Raw genomic sequence first — 16,058 nt, 5'->3', positions numbered from 1 at the left:
TTAACCGGCAGCCCTCATTCCAGACGCAGCGAATATGATTGTGTTTTTAACCGTACTGGCGGCAGTTCCTGTTTTTCATGCAGGCGTTCTGCCAGTTCGTCCGGTGTGACCGGGCGGACAATGAAGCGGTTGATGGTCTGAAGCGTTTTAAACACCAGACCACAGCCCGGATCCGTGCACACATAAAAACGTTCGGTGACTTCCTGAGACAGACGCCGCGATGTTCTTGACAGTGCAAGGCCTTTACATCTCCGACAACAATATCCGGTAACAAGCATTCTTTTCGGGCGTTTCATACTGCCGGAGGCAGAAGTCAGTGAATCGCGGTATCTCTGTTTGCCTGAAATGTATTCCATTCCTGAATCTTTACAGTCAGAGAAAAAGCTTTCACTCGCTTCAAATGTCGCAGAGCAATAAATATTCCGGCACTGTGCAATCATTATCTTGGTGCCATCGTCCATGAAATGTGCGCGGCGGGTGTGAGCAACATGTCCACACGACGGGCAGTAAATCATGACAGCAGTCCTCTGGCCTTAAGCTCTGCACCCTGCTGGTCTATTTTGTCCTGCCACACCTTGCGCTGTGCCGGTGTGCCTGCCACCTCATAATCCATGTGCGGGAGTGTTGCCGCTGACAGTCCGGTCAGCCGGAGAACCGGCTCGCCGGTGAGGCTGATTTGCATCTGTTTAATTTTCTGTTCCAGCGATGATTTCACCTGCTGCATGACAGCTTTATCGGGTGCGACGTAGCCCTGATGGCCGGTGGTGTTGGCGAGCGGATTTTCCTGTACCAGAATGCTCAGATGCATTGCCCGGACAAGCGCCTCACAGGTTTCATTCAGGGCGTGTTCCAGCTCATGCTCTGCATACAGACTCAGAAGGTGATGATGTGCCTTCCGGTAGGCGGTGGCCGTGCTGTCACACGCCCCTTTCAGGCGTTCGCGTTCAAAATTCAGCACCACGGCCAGATTGTCATATTCCTGTACCAGCTCCCGGCGTGCCACGCGCTCAATGTGGCGCTGTTTCAGCTCGTCGCTCAGGACACCACCGGCTGCACGAAAGGCCGTGCGCCAGTCGTCAGCGTCGTTTCCGTCGGCCTGCGCCAGCGCATTTTTTTCCTGCTCTGCCCGTTCAATGGCCGTGACGGTCTCATCCATCAGGCGGGCGTTCTCAAGATGAGCAGCTCTGGCCTTTTCCAGTTGTGCCAGCGCGGATTGCAGATATTCAGGGATGGTGTTGTCAGACATTTTCCGGCTCCTCGTCACTTCAGGTTGAGAAAATTGTGACGTACACCGGACAACAACACGACGCATTGCAGATGTGCCAGCCCTGACACAGGAGACTCATCCTCACACCGGCAAGCCAGGAAAAGGTCGCAGGAAAAACCGGCTTACTGTTTGTTTTTTTATATTTTACTGTTCACCTCTGTTCACCTTAATAAAAAAGATAAGTAATACAGTAAGTTAAAGGGTGAACAATTGCAGTAATGACTGTTCACCGTCTGTTCACCACTGTTCACCCGTTGATGGGCTTTTTGTGCTGTTTATTACTTTTTATTTTTATTAATTCACTAAAATAAATAAGAAAAAACAATTTGTATTTCACTATAAAAAATTCCAGGTCCTTCAGAACCCTTTGAGACCCTTCCAGTCCGGATGGATAAAAAACACACAGCCATTGTAAGGCTGCCTGAACAAATCCCCCCTGTTGCGTCTGCCAAAAATATTCACAAAATAAAGCGCTACCCGAAGCCGGACGGACTTATCCGGTGCTGTATGGACATTAACGAGGTAGCCCGATGCAAGCTGTTTTTTCTTCCCCGTCTCCCGCCCCTGTGACGCCACTGATTCCGCTGCCGGACATCACACAGGAGCGTTTTTTACGTCTGCCGGAAGTGATGCACCTGTGCGGCCTGTCACGCTCGACCATCTACGAACTCATCCGTAAGGGGGAATTTCCGCCGCAGGTGAGTCTTGGCGGTAAAAATGTGGCCTGGCTGCACTCTGAAATCACCGCATGGATGGCCGGGCGCATTGCCGGACGCAAACGGGGGTACGACGCATGATGATGCCCGCTCTGCAAAAACTCCCTTTTTCTGGCTTGCCTTTTTCCGGCATTTGCGGATATAGTTTTTCCGCTGCCGCAAAATCGGCAGCCGGGCGTGAGAACCCGAGTATGTTATCGGCGACATATGACGCGCCATGCGTCTTTTTTTGTGTCGCAATCAACGCCACAGAGCGCCAGATTATGGTGTGGCGTGTGGTTTGCCGTGCAGGTATGATCCTGTTCGCAATCGCATGTTATGCCACTGAGTCAATGGTAGCTCAGGCGGGGCAGCCTCCGGGCTGGCCGGTTTCCGATAACGCCGGTATTCTCACCCCCGTCTGGGCTATCGCCATCGAGCGTGAGAACTCCGGCGATAGCGTCATTTACGCTGTTATCGGAGGTTGCCTTATGGCTACGACCCTTACCCCCTCACACCCTGAATTTGTCTTTGTGTTTGCGGCTGTCCGTCGCGCAGACCGTCATCCCCGTATCTGTATGCTTCGCACCGTCGCCGGTGATGAACGCAGCGCCCGCCGTTCCCTTGTCCGTGACTATGTGCTCTCCCTTGCTGCCCGTCTGCCGGTGGTGGAGGTGTCCCGTGCGTAATAAAAAAGCCCCTCAGACCGTCTCAGCGCGTCATGACGCCCGTGAACACCTCAGCATTGAGGCTTACCATAAGCTCAACCGCGCCAGCGCCGTATCCCAGTTTGTTGGGGGTGATTTGATTCACCGTGAACTCTCCGGCCTGCATCAGCTCTACATTCCGCATATTTTCAGCTACCTGAATGAAGATATTGATTTTGTGCTGAATGAGCTGAAAGCCAAAGGCCTGTGCCGCGATTTTCTCGCCCAGCAGAAAGACCGGGGAGACAAGACGCATGTTTGATTTTCCCCAGCCCGGTGAGATTTACCGTTCTGCCGGTTTTCCCGATGTGGCCGTGGTCGGCATTCTGGAAGACGGTATTCCGTGGGAAATGCCGTACCGCTGCCCGGACATTGTCTGGAATCCGTACCGCCGTAAATTCAGTATCCTTGTGCGTATCCTCGCTGACGGGCGCACCACAGACATCCCGCTGGGGCGTTTTCTGCGGGAATTTACCTGTGACCGTCCTGACCTGTTCAAACGCAGCCCCGTAAACCGGCATGCGGTACTGAAAGAAATGGCCGGAGACCCGGAATTACAGAAATGGCGGGAGAAATATCTGGATATTTACCCGCAGGACCCTGTTCCGGTCAGCCGGGCGGCACCGGTGGCGCGGGAATGGCGGGAAATTCCCCGCACGGAGCCTGACCCGGAAATCACCCCGGATAACAGTTACCGCAATTATCTGTAATTAAAAAACGACACCCGAAAAATTAAATGTGCGTATTCGCGCAGGGATACGCACGTCTTCAGGAGACGCAGATATGCCTTATCAGTTAATGCAACCGGCACGGAATGCAGTCATCTGTCACAGGGAGGAAAGCAAATGAAAACACCCTTACCGCCCGTCTTACGCGCAGCCCTTTACCGTCGTGCTGTCGCCTGTGCCTGGCTGACCGTGTGCGAACGTCAGCACCGCTACCCGCATCTCACCCTTGAATCACTGGAGGCGGCCATCGCCGCTGAGCTGGAGGGCTTTTATCTGCGCCAGCACGGTGAGGAAAAAGGGCGTCAGATAGCCTGTGCCCTGCTGGAAGATTTAATGGAATCCGGCCCCCTGAAGGCCGCACCGTCGCTGTCCTTTCTCGGGCTGGTTGTGATGGATGAACTCTGTGCCCGTCACATAAAAGCACCGGTACTGCACTGAAGGAGAACAACACCATGAAAATGAACGTAACCGCCACCGTCAGCCATGCACTCGGCCACTGGCCGCGTATCCTCCCGGCGCTGGGGATTCAGGTGCTGAAAAAACGTCATCAGCCCTGTCCGGTCTGTGGCGGGAGTGACCGCTTCCGTTTTGATGACAGGGAGGGGCGCGGCACCTGGTACTGCAATCAGTGTGGTGCCGGTGACGGCCTGAAACTGGTTGAAAAGGTGTTTGGTGTTTCCCCGTCCGACGCGGCCGCAAAGGTGGCTGCCGTGACCGGCAGTCTGCCCCCGGCTGACCCGGCAGTGACGGCCGCCGCCGTTGCTGAAACAGACGCTGCCCGGAAGAACGCCGCCGCACTGGCACAAACCCTGATGGCAAAAACCCGTCCCGGAACCGGTAACGCCTACCTGACCCGCAAGGGCTTTCCCGGCCGGGAATGCCGGATGCTGACCGGCACACACAGAGCCGGTGGCGTGAGCTGGCGCGCCGGTGACCTTGTGGTGCCACTGTATGACGACAGCGGCGAACTGGTTAACCTTCAGTTAATCAGTGCTGACGGCCGTAAGCGCACCCTGAAAGGCGGACAGGTCAGGGGCACCTGTCACACCCTTGAAGGACAGAATCAGGCCGGAAAACGTCTGTGGATAGCGGAGGGATACGCGACCGCACTTACCGTACATCACCTGACCGGTGAAACGGTGATGGTGGCGCTTTCTTCCGTGAACCTCCTTTCTCTGGCCAGCCTTGCCCGGCAGAAGCATCCGGCCTGTCAGATTGTCCTTGCCGCAGACCGTGACCTCAGCGGTGACGGCCAGAAAAAAGCCGCCGCAGCCGCAGATGTGTGTGAGGGCGTTGTTGCCCTGCCGCCGGTCTTCGGTGACTGGAATGATGCCTTCACGCAGTACGGCGGGGAGGCCACCCGTAAGGCCATTTACGATGCCATCCGGCCACCGGCTGAAAGCCCGTTCGACACCATGAGCGAAGCAGAGTTTTCCGCCATGAGTACCAGCGAAAAGGCCATGCGTATCTATGAGCATTACGGCGAGGCGCTCGCGGTCGATGCCAACGGCCAGCTTCTGTCCCGCTATGAAAATGGTGTCTGGAAGGTGCTGCCGCCACAGGACTTTGCCCGGGATGTGGCCGGGCTGTTTCAGCGTCTGCGCGCGCCGTTCTCCTCCGGGAAGGTGGCCTCCGTGGTGGACACCCTGAAGCTGATTATTCCGCAGCAGGAAGCCCCCTCCCGCCGCCTGATTGGCTTTCGTAACGGCGTGCTCGACACGCAGAACGGCACGTTCCACCCGCACAGTCCGTCACACTGGATGCGCACCCTGTGCGATGTGGATTTCACCCCGCCGGTGGACGGTGAAACGCTGGAGACCCACGCCCCCGCGTTCTGGCGCTGGCTTGACCGTGCCGCCGGTGGCCGTGCGGAAAAACGCGACGTGATTCTGGCCGCACTGTTTATGGTGCTGGCAAACCGCTACGACTGGCAGCTCTTTCTGGAGGTGACCGGTCCCGGCGGCAGCGGCAAAAGTATCATGGCCGAAATAGCCACCCTGCTGGCCGGTGAGGATAACGCCACGTCGGCCACCATCGAGACGCTGGAATCCCTGCGTGAACGTGCCGCGTTAACTGGCTTCTCACTGATACGCCTGCCGGACCAGGAAAAATGGAGCGGCGAAGGAGCCGGACTCAAGGCCATCACCGGCGGCGATGCGGTGTCCGTTGACCCGAAATACCGGGATGCATACTCCACGCATATCCCGGCGGTAATTCTGGCCGTGAACAATAACCCGATGCGCTTCACCGACCGCAGCGGCGGCGTGTCACGCCGGCGGGTGATTATTCACTTCCCGGAACAGATAGCCCCGCAGGAGCGCGACCCGCAGCTTAAGGACAAAATCACCCGCGAGCTGGCGGTCATCGTGCGTCACCTGATGCAGAAGTTCAGCGACCCGATGCTCGCCCGGTCACTGCTTCAGTCCCAGCAGAACTCAGACGAGGCACTGAACATCAAACGGGATGCCGACCCGACGTTTGATTTTATCGGCTATCTGGAAACCCTGCCGCAGACCAGCGGCATGTATATGGGGAACGCCAGTATCATCCCGCGCAATTACCGTAAATACCTCTATCACGCCTATCTGGCCTACATGGAGGCAAACGGCTACCGGAATGTACTCAGTCTGAAAATGTTCGGGCTGGGGCTGCCGGTGATGCTGAAGGAATACGGACTGAATTACGAGAAGCGCCATACCAAACAGGGGATACAGACCAACCTGACGCTGAAAGAGGAAAGCTACGGCGACTGGCTGCCAAAATGTGACGCCCCTGCAACAACCTGACCCACCTGACCGGCATCTGCCGGTCTTTTTTTTATCCCGACATCCCCCGAAGGTGAACAATCCAGTGTTCACCCTTCACCGTATATTCACCCGTTATCATACTGAAATTAAAAGAGAAAAACGAAAGGTGAACAGTGTGAACAATCAAATCAAAAAAAACTTTTTTCTTCCTGAGTGATTTCAGTACGGGGGATTAATCACCGGTATGAGTCACACCGGCAGAATGCCGGAGGTGAAGAATCGAATGTTCACCCTTCACCCATTATTCACCACCTATCACTCTGAAATAAAAGGAGAAAACAGGAAGGTGAACAGTGTGAACAGTTCTTTCGAAAAAAAAATTTTTATGTGGATAAAAGATGCACTGGTTTGGATCCGAGCTACGGATCCAAACTTACTGATTAAAAATGATTTAACTTTCCGATTTATTGATGGGCTGAAAATAGATTGGTCAGAAAAACAGTGGGGGCACAAAAGGGGGCATATTTCATTGTTGTGTTTTATTATTTGTTTTTTATCATTAAATTATTTTGATGTTTGAGTCCGGCCTTCGCACCAAAAGTATGCAAATCAAGTCGCTCAATAGCGGCTTTTTTTGTGTCTATGACCCGTCCTGAATAGCGTTGACACGTTCCAGACTTAAATCCGGAGAACGTGATGATGACTGAGTTCAAACGCACCCAACGTGATTATCCACTATCCTTTAAAATAGCTGTTGTTGAGCAGGTTGAAAAAGGCGAGATGACTTATAAACAGGCCCAGCAGCGGTATGGCATTCAGGGGCGCTCCACCGTTCTTGTCTGGTTGCGTAAATATGGCCAGCTTGACTGGAGTCCCGGACTTCCTGATCTGGTGAAGAGGAAACTGCCTGTGACTCAGACAACTATCCCGCTCACACCCGAGCAAAGAACCAGATAACTTGAAGAGCAGCTTGAGCTGGCGAACCAGAAAGCTGAGTTTTTTTAGTCGGTTATCAATGTCCTGAAAAATGATTATGGGGTGAGTATCGTAAAAAAGCGGCCCGGCAAGTCCTCGCGCAAAGTTCGGCCCCAAAAATAACTGTTACGCGTGCATGTCAGTTCCTGGGGCACAGCAGACAGGCATGGTATCAGGACAACGCAAGGCGCAGAAAACGGCAGGAACATCATGCTCAGGTTCTTGATTTTGTTGCCCGTATCAGATGTCGTCAGCCGCGAATCGGTACGCGTAAACTGCACTATCTGCTGAACACGCAGGCCGATAAAAGGCTGAATATCGGACGAGACCGTTTGTTTAACCTGCTGGATGAATATCGGCTCCTGGTGCCAGTAAAGCGGGCATATCACAAAACTACCAACAGCCATCACCGCTTTTACCGGTATCCCAATCTGCTGAAACCCGGCCCGGAGCAGGTTACCGCCCTTGAGCCAGAGCAGGTCTGGGTTGCCGACATTACTTACCTTCCCCTGCTCAGCGGCATGGCTTATCTGAGTCTGGTCACTGATGCCTGCTCCAGAAAAATCATGGGTTACCATGTCGGGGAAAATCTGCAGACAGAAAATGTGGTAAAAGCGTTCAGACAGGCTCTGAGGCGAAGAAAAACGACAGGTCCTCTGGTACATCACTCTGACAGAGGGTTGCAATACTGTTCAGCTCTTTATCAGTCAGTCCATGAGAGAAACGGAATAACCTGTTCAATGACTGATGGTTATGACTGCTACCAGAACGCACTGGCTGAGCGAATAAACGGTATCCTGAAAAATGAGTTTTTACTCTCGCGTCCTGCAGACCTGATGCAGGCCCGGGAAATGGTAAAAGAGTCCGTGACAATTTATAACTGTGAGCGGCCACATCTGGCCCTGAAATACAAAACGCCCGATGACGTTCATCAGGCGTTTTACAGACAGAAAAGTGTCAACTTATATCAGGACTAGTCACTAAAATCCGCACTATACAAATCTTTTCTGCTGTTTTTTTCAACTAACGTCAACCTGATTCAATCCATATTAAATCCCTTAAGAATATCGAACCAGGTATGTATGCGCTCATTTATTAAGGATTCAGCTCTTTCAGAAAATCTAATTCATCCTCCAGGCACAATATTTATTGCGATCGCGCTCGCATCGTGGACAATGTTTAATCATAAATAATATTTACATTAATGAAATCAATGATTTCTATTATGTCACGGAATGGAAAATGGACAGCAATACGTTGGGATTCACTTCATACTGGCGCAACTCCTTAGCTGACGCCGAATCTGGTAAAGGAACGTTTTCACGTAAAGATACCGACTCATTCACCCGCTGGATAAACATCACCGCAGGGCAGTTGGATGATGAGACTATTCGGGCATTTTTTGACGGTGAGGGGGAGTCGATAAAAACCGTTGAAGTCGTGTTACGACCCCAGGTGTGGAACCGCATAGTAAAACATGGCAAAGAACAAACGGCAGGTGCACCCACAATTATCACGCCACTGGTTACTTCCGCTCTCCTGAATAGAGAAGGTTTTTTGTTCCCCGCTGCTTCAGCTACTATTCCCCGCGATCTGCTTGAACCTCTCCCTTCCGGTCATTTTTCTATTGGTGAGTTGGCGCAATATGACAAATACAAAACTACGCATAACACAGCCACTATTAATGAAGATGAACCGGAACATTATGAAGAAACTGACGAAGAGAAAGCGGAGCGCCATGCCAGGTATCGCCAGCATTGGCAAAATTATCTTCAACAATCAAACAACCTTTTAAGAAACGTTGCTGGAAATTGGGTTGCTACACCTGAACCATATGAACGGGCTGGATACGGTTATATTGTCAAAGCGAGCCAGCATGTAGGGGCCAGTGTTCATATCCTGCCTATGTATGATCATCTGCTGATGAGTCAGGTTAAGGTTCCGTTATTAACGCGTTTTGCCTCAAATGAGATAGCCCCGGTGGAGCCACTTCTCGCTAAGAATGCTATGTTCTGCGAACGTCTGGGGCATTCTGGCGATAAATTCCCGCTGGCTGTGGCGCAGCGCGATGCCCTGAGCCATTATCTGACTCAACGGCCAGGCGATATGCTCGCTGTCAATGGTCCCCCGGGAACCGGTAAAACCACGCTGGTGCTTTCTATTATTGCCACCGAATGGGCAAGAGCCGCACTTAATCAAACTGAACCTCCTGTAATTATTGCCACATCAACTAACAATCAGGCCGTCACCAATATTATTGAAGCCTTTGGAAAAGACTTCTCTACTGGTTTTGGCGTAATGGCTGGACGTTGGTTGCCGGAGGTAAAAAGCTATGGCGCTTATTTTCCGTCTAAAAGCCGTAAGATTGAGGCTGCGAAAAAATACCAGACTGAAGATTTTTTTAACCGCGTTGAATCCCTGGAATACCTGGCAAATGCCCGGGCCTTTTACCTTGAAAAAGCTGAGGCGGCTTTTGGCGTCGGGGAGTGCAATTCACCAGAGCATGTAGTGAAGCTTTTGCATGAGCGTTTAACTTCACAGTTTATGCAACTTCAGCAAATTGAACCCGCATGGCGCAGACTCAAAGATATTCGCCATGAACGGCGAGCCATCAGTGAGAATCTCGACCAGTATCTTAAGGACAAAAACACACTCCTTTTTAATATTGGCAATGAAATTTCACTTTTAGCCAGAGGTAAAACGCAGTGGCAGCAATACCGTGCTGATGAGTCGCTAGTGTATGCGATTTTGTCATGGCTTCCTGCTGTTCGCACTAAACGCCATTACCAGATTAACCTCTTCCTGGATTCTACGTTCGGCGCAAGAATGACATCGTTCCAGGGAAATTATCCCGAAGATATTGATGAGTTTATTGATGGTTTGATTGCTAAAACGCAAAAAGAGCAGGTGGAGTGCCAACAGAACATCAACTTTGCGCAGGACATAGCCCGACGCGAAATGGAAGCGGCAAAACAATGGCGCGAGTTGATTTATGCTCTGGGTTACAGGGGCGACGATGAATTGACCCTGGCCGGAGCAGACGAGCTTGCCGATACGCAGATCCGTTTTCCAGCGTTCTTGTTAGCGACCCATTATTGGGAGGGGCGTTGGCTGATGGATATGGCGGCTATCAATAATCTGCAAAAAGAAAAAGGACTCAATGAGGCAATTAGCGTTAAGACTCGTTGGTTAAGAAGAATGAAACTTACCCCTTGTGTGGTGATGACCTGCTACATGTTGCCTTACCATATGAGCAGGAGAAAATCTTTCGACAGGGACAGAAAACCTGGTAATGATTATTTATATAACTTTGCCGATTTACTGATCGTTGATGAAGCGGGGCAGGTGCTCCCGGAGGTTGCTGCGGCTTCATTTGCATTGGCGAAGAAATCTCTGGTAATAGGCGATACAGAACAAATAGCACCTATCTGGAATTGTCTACCCGCCGCCGATATAGGCAATATGCTGGAGGATAACATTCTTCCTGGTGTCACTCAGGAAGAGTTAATGAATGCATATTCCCATGTGTGTGAGTCTGGAAAAAGTGCGGCATCCGGCAGTGTGATGAAGGTTGCTCAATACAATTCTCGCTATCAGTATGATCCCAAGTTTGAGCGCGGAATGTATCTGTATGAGCATCGTCGCTGCTTCGATAACATCATTGGCTACTGCAACTCACTTTGCTATCACGGTAAGTTGCAGCCCAAAAGAGGGTTGGAAAAAGAGACGATTTTCCCGGCAATGGGGTATCTGCATATTGACGGCAGGGGTATGAAGCCAAATGGAGGTAGCCGTTACAACTCCCTCGAAGCTGAAACAATTGCAGCATGGCTGGTGGCTCATAAGGAAGAAATAGAACGCCATTACGGGGAACCGTTGTATAAAGTCGTTGGCATTGTGACGCCATTTTCGGCACAGGTTAATGCCATCAAGACGTCATTGCGTAAGCTGGAGATTAATTGCAGTGACGAAGATGATTCGCTGACCGTGGGAACTGTGCACTCCTTGCAGGGGGCGGAGAGGGCGATAGTTCTTTTCTCTACGGTCTATTCAAAACATGAGGATGGGCGGTTTATTGACAGCAATAGCAGCATCCTGAATGTCGCAGTCTCACGTGCGAAAGATAGTTTTCTGGTTTTTGGGGATATGGATCTTATTGAGATGCAGCCAGCTTCTTCGCCGCGAGGATTACTGGCTACATATCTGTTTGCTTCAGACAACAATGCGTTGCAATTTGAGTTTCAGAAACGACAAGATTTAAGTTCCGCAAATGCACAGATTTCAACGCTGCATGGTGTGGAGCAGCATGATGCATTTTTGAATAAGGCTCTTGCCGGGGCGCAAAAGAAAATAACGATTATTTCTCCCTGGTTATCCTGGCAAAAAGTGGAGCAAACCGGGTTTCTGGCGTCAATGGCTCTGGCCCGTTCCCGGGGCATTGATATTACCGTGGTGACGGATAAAAACTGCAATATAGCGCATGTCGATGATGGTAAGCGTCAGGAGAAACGACATCTGCTGAATGATGCTGTTGAAAAGCTCAATAATATGGGCATCGCTACGAAATTGGTTAATCGTGTCCACAGCAAAATTGTGATTGAGGATGAAGAACTGCTGTGCGTCGGATCTTTTAACTGGTTTAGCGCCTCGCGGGAAGATAAATATCAACGATACGATACGTCTTTGGTGTACCGTGGCGAAGGCGTAAAAAATGAAATAAAGGCAATATATAGCAATCTGGATCAACGTCAGCTATAAGTGCGAAGATCGGTTCCTGACACAGGATGACGTAATAATTTCATCGGTGAAATCGATAAAGAGAATATTTTACTCATATGAAGGCGACTATAAGATTTATTGCGAGTCGCCTTCCCTATTTTCAATCTCATTGTTTATCTCATCTTTCATCTTTGCATAATGCGCCTGGCATTATAAGAAAAGATTTTACAGAGGAAATCCAGATAACCCCGCCCTTGATGGGCAGGGTTAACGTCGAATTACTGGCCTTTGTTTTCCAGATTCTCAACCTGCGGTACGCCGGAAGCGGCAGAAGATGAGAGCAGACCCGTTTTGGCATAACCGAAAAGTTTCTCGCGAGTATCGGTGATATCCAGGTTACGCATGGTCAGTTGACCGATACGATCATCTGGCGAGAACACCGAGTCACCTTTTTCCATCGTCAGACGTTCTGGTTTGTAAGTCAGGTTGTCAGAGACGGTATTGAGGATGGAGTAATCATTCCCGCGACGCAGCTCCAGAGTAACTTCACCTGTAATCTGGCTGGCAACCCAGCGTTGCAGAGAGTCACGTAGCATCAATGCCTGGGAATCGAACCAACGTCCCTGGTACAGCAAACGGCCTAACTGACGACCATGCGCGTGATACTGCTCGATGGTGTCTTCATTGTGAATACCGGTCAGTAGACGTTCATAAGCGATATGCAGCAGCGCCATCCCCGGAGCTTCGTAGATGCCACGGCTTTTCGCTTCGATGATACGGTTTTCGATTTGGTCGCTCATGCCCAGGCCGTGACGACCGCCGATGCGGTTGGCTTCCAGCATCATTTCCACATCATCGCTAAAGGTTTTGCCGTTCAGCGCCACCGGATGACCCTGTTCAAAACGTACCGTGACTTCTTCTGCCGGGATCTTCACACTCTCATCCCAGAATTTCACGCCCATAATCGGGTTGACGATTTTGACGCTGGAATTGAGATATTCCAGATCTTTCGCTTCGTGCGTCGCACCAAGCATGTTGGAGTCGGTGGAGTAGGCTTTCTCGACCGACATTTTGTAGTCGAAACCGCAGGCAATCATAAATTCAGACATTTCATGACGACCGCCTAACTCATCAATAAAGTCAGTATCAAGCCACGGTTTGTAAATTTGCAGTTCTGCGTTGGTCAACAGGCCGTAACGATAGAAACGTTCGATATCGTTTCCTTTATAGGTGCTGCCATCACCCCAGATGTTAACGCCATCTTCTTTCATCGCAGCAACCAGCATGGTGCCAGTCACGGCGCGGCCCAGCGGCGTGGTGTTGAAATAGGTCAGGCCGCCGGTGGTGTTATGAAATGCGCCACACTGAATAGCAGCAATACCTTCGGCCACCAGTTGTTTGCGGCAGTCGATCAGACGTGCGTTCTCCGCGCCGTATTCCATGGCACGACGAGGGATCGCATCATAATCCTCTTCGTCTGGCTGACCCAAGTTTGCAGTATATGCATAAGGAACAGCTCCCTTTTGTCGCATCCACAGCAGTGCGGCACTGGTGTCCAGACCGCCAGAAAAAGCGATGCCAATACGTTGACCTACCGGGAGATGCTTGAGAATCGTCGTCATAAAATAACACCCTGCTTGATTAACTGATGATGAGCCTGGATTTCCGCTCTAAATGAATTTTTATGCAAAATAAATGAGTTTTCATTTAATCATCTTTTATCGGAGACCGGAAGAGTTTAGTGCGTTTTTTGTAAAATAATGCGCTTAAAAGAAGTAAGGTGAGGTAGAAATTATTCAATCAATGAAAGTGAACAGGATATCCATTCACGTGAGTAGCAATAAATGTTGACAAAATGTGGCGTAGATCACTATAATGACCGCAGATTTTACGTCCCGTCTCGGTACACCAAATCCCAGCAGTATTTGCATTTTTTACTCAAAACGAGTAGAATTTGCCACGTTTCAGGCGCGGGGTGGAGCAGCCTGGTAGCTCGTCGGGCTCATAACCCGAAGGTCGTCGGTTCAAATCCGGCCCCCGCAACCACTTTCCCTTAGAGTTCTTTTTCAAATATACTGTGAAGACTTCGGCCTTCGTAGTGGGATTTGAAAAAATCCTTCTGGAAAGTGCTCCAGACCGCATTTGCGGTTATAGGGTTCAGTTATATAAAGCCCCGATTTATCGGGGTTTTTTGTTATCTGACTACAGAATAACTGGGCTTTAGGCCCTTTTTTTATGTCTTGGGGGTGGGCTTGTCCACATTAGAGCAAAAATTAACAGAGATGATTACTGCGCCAGTTGAGGCCCTGGGTTTTGAACTGGTTGGCATCGAGTTTATTCGCGGTCGCACATCCACACTGCGCATCTATATTGATAGTGAAGATGGCATCAATGTTGATGATTGTGCTGATGTGAGCCACCAGGTAAGTGCCGTGTTGGATGTTGAAGATCCCATCACCGTTGCTTATAACCTGGAAGTCTCCTCACCGGGTCTCGATCGCCCACTGTTCACGGCTGAACACTACGCCCGTTTTGTCGGAGAAGAGGTGACTCTGGTTCTCCGCATGGCGGTACAAAACCGTCGTAAATGGCAGGGCGTTATCAAAGCGGTAGACGGTGAAATGATCACAGTTACCGTCGAAGGTAAAGATGAAGTGTTCGCGCTGAGTAATATCCAGAAGGCGAACCTGGTTCCCCACTTTTAATAGTCTGGATGAGGTGAAAACCCCGCGATGAACAAAGAAATTTTGGCTGTAGTTGAAGCCGTCTCCAATGAAAAGGCGCTGCCTCGCGAGAAAATTTTCGAAGCGTTGGAAAGCGCGTTGGCTACAGCAACCAAGAAAAAATATGAACAAGAGATCGACGTTCGCGTACAGATCGATCGCAAAAGTGGTGATTTTGACACCTTCCGTCGCTGGCTGATTGTTGATGAAGTCACACAGCCGACCAAAGAAATCACCCTTGAAGCTGCGCGTTTTGAAGATGAAAGCCTGAACCTGGGCGATTATGTTGAAGATCAGATTGAGTCTGTCACCTTTGACCGCATTACGACTCAGACGGCAAAACAGGTTATCGTGCAGAAAGTTCGTGAAGCCGAACGCGCGATGGTTGTTGATCAGTTCCGTGAACACGAAGGTGAAATCATCACCGGCGTGGTGAAAAAAGTAAACCGCGATAACATCTCTCTGGATCTGGGTAACAATGCTGAAGCTGTCATCCTGCGTGAAGACATGCTGCCGCGTGAAAACTTCCGCCCTGGCGACCGCGTTCGTGGCGTGCTTTATTCCGTTCGCCCGGAAGCGCGTGGCGCGCAGCTTTTCGTCACCCGTTCCAAACCGGAAATGCTGATCGAACTGTTCCGCATTGAAGTGCCGGAAATCGGCGAAGAAGTGATTGAAATTAAAGCTGCCGCTCGCGATCCTGGCTCTCGTGCGAAAATCGCGGTGAAAACCAACGATAAACGTATCGATCCAGTAGGTGCTTGTGTCGGTATGCGTGGTGCCCGTGTTCAGGCAGTTTCCACCGAGCTTGGCGGCGAGCGTATCGATATCGTCCTGTGGGATGATAACCCGGCGCAGTTCGTTATTAATGCAATGGCACCGGCAGACGTTGCTTCTATCGTGGTGGATGAAGATAAACACACCATGGATATCGCCGTTGAAGCTGGTAATCTGGCGCAAGCAATTGGCCGTAACGGTCAGAACGTGCGTCTGGCTTCGCAGCTGAGTGGTTGGGAACTCAACGTAATGACCGTTGACGACCTGCAGGCTAAACATCAGGCGGAAGCACACGCAGCGATCGATACCTTCACCCGTTATCTCGACATTGACGAAGACTTTGCCACTGTCCTGGTAGAAGAAGGCTTCTCGACGCTGGAAGAACTGGCCTATGTGCCGATGAAAGAGCTGTTGGAAATTGAAGGCCTTGATGAGCCGACTGTTGAAGCACTGCGCGAGCGTGCTAAAAATGCACTGGCCACCATTGCACAGGCCCAGGAAGAAAGCCTCGGTGATAACAAACCGGCTGACGATCTGCTGAACCTTGAAGGGATGGATCGTGATTTGGCATTCAAACTGGCCGCCCGTGGCGTTTGTACGCTGGAAGATCTCGCCGAACAGGGCATTGATGATCTGGCTGATATCGAAGGGTTGACCGACGAAAAAGCCGGAGCACTGATTATGGCTGCCCGTAATATTTGCTGGTTCGGTGACGAAGCGTAA

The 16,058-nt window shown here is 50.8% G+C and carries 13 protein-coding genes, 1 tRNA gene and 1 pseudogene; 12 read left to right on the top strand and 3 right to left on the bottom strand.

Annotated elements, in window-relative coordinates:
• Positions 1-14: 14 nt before the first annotated feature.
• Together A7Z29_RS08130 and A7Z29_RS08125 are read right to left on the bottom strand one after the other, a co-directional pair.
• Positions 15-515 (bottom strand): ogr/Delta-like zinc finger family protein, encoded by a 501-nt coding sequence (locus A7Z29_RS08130; protein WP_000638628.1) that lies wholly within the window; start codon positions 513-515, stop codon positions 15-17.
• Complete coding sequence (locus A7Z29_RS08125; protein ID WP_057109959.1) at positions 512-1,246, bottom strand: hypothetical protein; 735 nt, start codon at positions 1,244-1,246, stop codon at positions 512-514. The genes A7Z29_RS08130 and A7Z29_RS08125 overlap by 4 nt, the downstream gene beginning before the upstream one ends.
• Before the next feature lie 551 nt (positions 1,247-1,797).
• On the opposite strand from A7Z29_RS08125, the gene A7Z29_RS08115 reads away from it, so the two are divergent.
• From A7Z29_RS08115 to yjhR, 9 genes and pseudogenes are all read left to right on the top strand, one after another.
• Positions 1,798-2,064, top strand: a complete 267-nt coding sequence (locus A7Z29_RS08115) for a helix-turn-helix transcriptional regulator (RefSeq protein WP_001149153.1) — start codon at positions 1,798-1,800, stop codon at positions 2,062-2,064.
• Positions 2,061-2,651, top strand: coding sequence for a host cell division inhibitor Icd-like protein (locus tag A7Z29_RS08110; RefSeq protein ID WP_000980224.1), 591 nt, complete (start codon positions 2,061-2,063; stop codon positions 2,649-2,651). Before A7Z29_RS08115 ends, A7Z29_RS08110 begins: the two co-directional genes overlap by 4 nt.
• Positions 2,644-2,931 (top strand): derepression protein, encoded by a 288-nt coding sequence (locus A7Z29_RS08105; protein WP_001244664.1) that lies wholly within the window; start codon positions 2,644-2,646, stop codon positions 2,929-2,931. Before A7Z29_RS08110 ends, A7Z29_RS08105 begins: the two co-directional genes overlap by 8 nt.
• Positions 2,924-3,379, top strand: coding sequence for a hypothetical protein (locus tag A7Z29_RS08100; protein ID WP_000459294.1), 456 nt, complete (start codon positions 2,924-2,926; stop codon positions 3,377-3,379). The genes A7Z29_RS08105 and A7Z29_RS08100 overlap by 8 nt, the downstream gene beginning before the upstream one ends.
• Before the next feature lie 135 nt (positions 3,380-3,514).
• A complete protein-coding gene (locus A7Z29_RS08095) occupies positions 3,515-3,835 on the top strand; it encodes a DUF5375 domain-containing protein (RefSeq protein WP_000856729.1) in 321 nt (106 codons plus the stop codon).
• Positions 3,836-3,849: 14 nt separating this feature from the next.
• Positions 3,850-6,183, top strand: coding sequence for a primase-helicase zinc-binding domain-containing protein (locus A7Z29_RS08090; protein WP_105290076.1), 2,334 nt, complete (start codon positions 3,850-3,852; stop codon positions 6,181-6,183).
• Positions 6,184-6,388: 205 nt separating this feature from the next.
• Positions 6,389-6,724, top strand: coding sequence for an integrase (locus tag A7Z29_RS23660; RefSeq protein ID WP_105290075.1), 336 nt, complete (start codon positions 6,389-6,391; stop codon positions 6,722-6,724).
• Positions 6,725-6,840: 116 nt separating this feature from the next.
• Positions 6,841-8,096, top strand: a pseudogene (locus A7Z29_RS08080) (IS3 family transposase).
• A gap of 265 nt (positions 8,097-8,361) precedes the next feature.
• A complete protein-coding gene (gene yjhR / locus A7Z29_RS08075) occupies positions 8,362-11,877 on the top strand; it encodes a helicase YjhR (RefSeq protein ID WP_105290074.1) in 3,516 nt (1,171 codons plus the stop codon).
• 239 nt (positions 11,878-12,116) lie between these two features.
• Here the strand turns inward: yjhR and argG are convergent, their stop codons facing one another.
• Positions 12,117-13,460, bottom strand: a complete 1,344-nt coding sequence (gene argG, locus A7Z29_RS08070; RefSeq protein WP_000207675.1) for an argininosuccinate synthase — start codon at positions 13,458-13,460, stop codon at positions 12,117-12,119.
• A 347-nt stretch (positions 13,461-13,807) separates the two neighbouring features.
• Here argG and A7Z29_RS08065 point away from each other — a divergent pair.
• The 3 genes from A7Z29_RS08065 to nusA all read left to right on the top strand — a co-directional run bounded on the left by A7Z29_RS08065 (position 13,808) and on the right by nusA (position 16,058).
• A tRNA-Met gene (locus A7Z29_RS08065) sits at positions 13,808-13,884 on the top strand.
• Positions 13,885-14,090: 206 nt separating this feature from the next.
• Positions 14,091-14,543: a ribosome maturation factor RimP gene (rimP, locus tag A7Z29_RS08060; RefSeq protein WP_001300397.1), complete on the top strand. Its 453-nt coding sequence runs from the start codon at positions 14,091-14,093 to the stop codon at positions 14,541-14,543.
• Between the two features lie 27 nt (positions 14,544-14,570).
• Complete coding sequence (gene nusA, locus A7Z29_RS08055) at positions 14,571-16,058, top strand: transcription termination factor NusA (RefSeq protein WP_001031044.1); 1,488 nt, start codon at positions 14,571-14,573, stop codon at positions 16,056-16,058.

The sequence above is a fragment of the Escherichia sp. MOD1-EC6842 genome (assembly GCF_002965705.1).
Taxonomy (GTDB): Bacteria; Pseudomonadota; Gammaproteobacteria; order Enterobacterales; family Enterobacteriaceae; genus Escherichia; species Escherichia ruysiae.
Note: the sequence above shows the minus strand (reverse complement) of the source record. Positions and strands in the feature narration are given on the sequence as shown.

Coding starts and splice junctions, on each gene's coding strand:
- A7Z29_RS08130 (WP_000638628.1), bottom strand. CDS start 515: ATGATTTACTGCCCGTCGTGTGGACATGTTGCTCACACCCGCCGCGCA.
- A7Z29_RS08125 (WP_057109959.1), bottom strand. CDS start 1,246: ATGTCTGACAACACCATCCCTGAATATCTGCAATCCGCGCTGGCACAA.
- A7Z29_RS08115 (WP_001149153.1), top strand. CDS start 1,798: ATGCAAGCTGTTTTTTCTTCCCCGTCTCCCGCCCCTGTGACGCCACTG.
- A7Z29_RS08110 (WP_000980224.1), top strand. CDS start 2,061: ATGATGATGCCCGCTCTGCAAAAACTCCCTTTTTCTGGCTTGCCTTTT.
- A7Z29_RS08100 (WP_000459294.1), top strand. CDS start 2,924: ATGTTTGATTTTCCCCAGCCCGGTGAGATTTACCGTTCTGCCGGTTTT.
- A7Z29_RS08095 (WP_000856729.1), top strand. CDS start 3,515: ATGAAAACACCCTTACCGCCCGTCTTACGCGCAGCCCTTTACCGTCGT.
- A7Z29_RS08090 (WP_105290076.1), top strand. CDS start 3,850: ATGAAAATGAACGTAACCGCCACCGTCAGCCATGCACTCGGCCACTGG.
- A7Z29_RS23660 (WP_105290075.1), top strand. CDS start 6,389: ATGAGTCACACCGGCAGAATGCCGGAGGTGAAGAATCGAATGTTCACC.
- yjhR (WP_105290074.1), top strand. CDS start 8,362: ATGGACAGCAATACGTTGGGATTCACTTCATACTGGCGCAACTCCTTA.
- argG (WP_000207675.1), bottom strand. CDS start 13,460: ATGACGACGATTCTCAAGCATCTCCCGGTAGGTCAACGTATTGGCATC.
- nusA (WP_001031044.1), top strand. CDS start 14,571: ATGAACAAAGAAATTTTGGCTGTAGTTGAAGCCGTCTCCAATGAAAAG.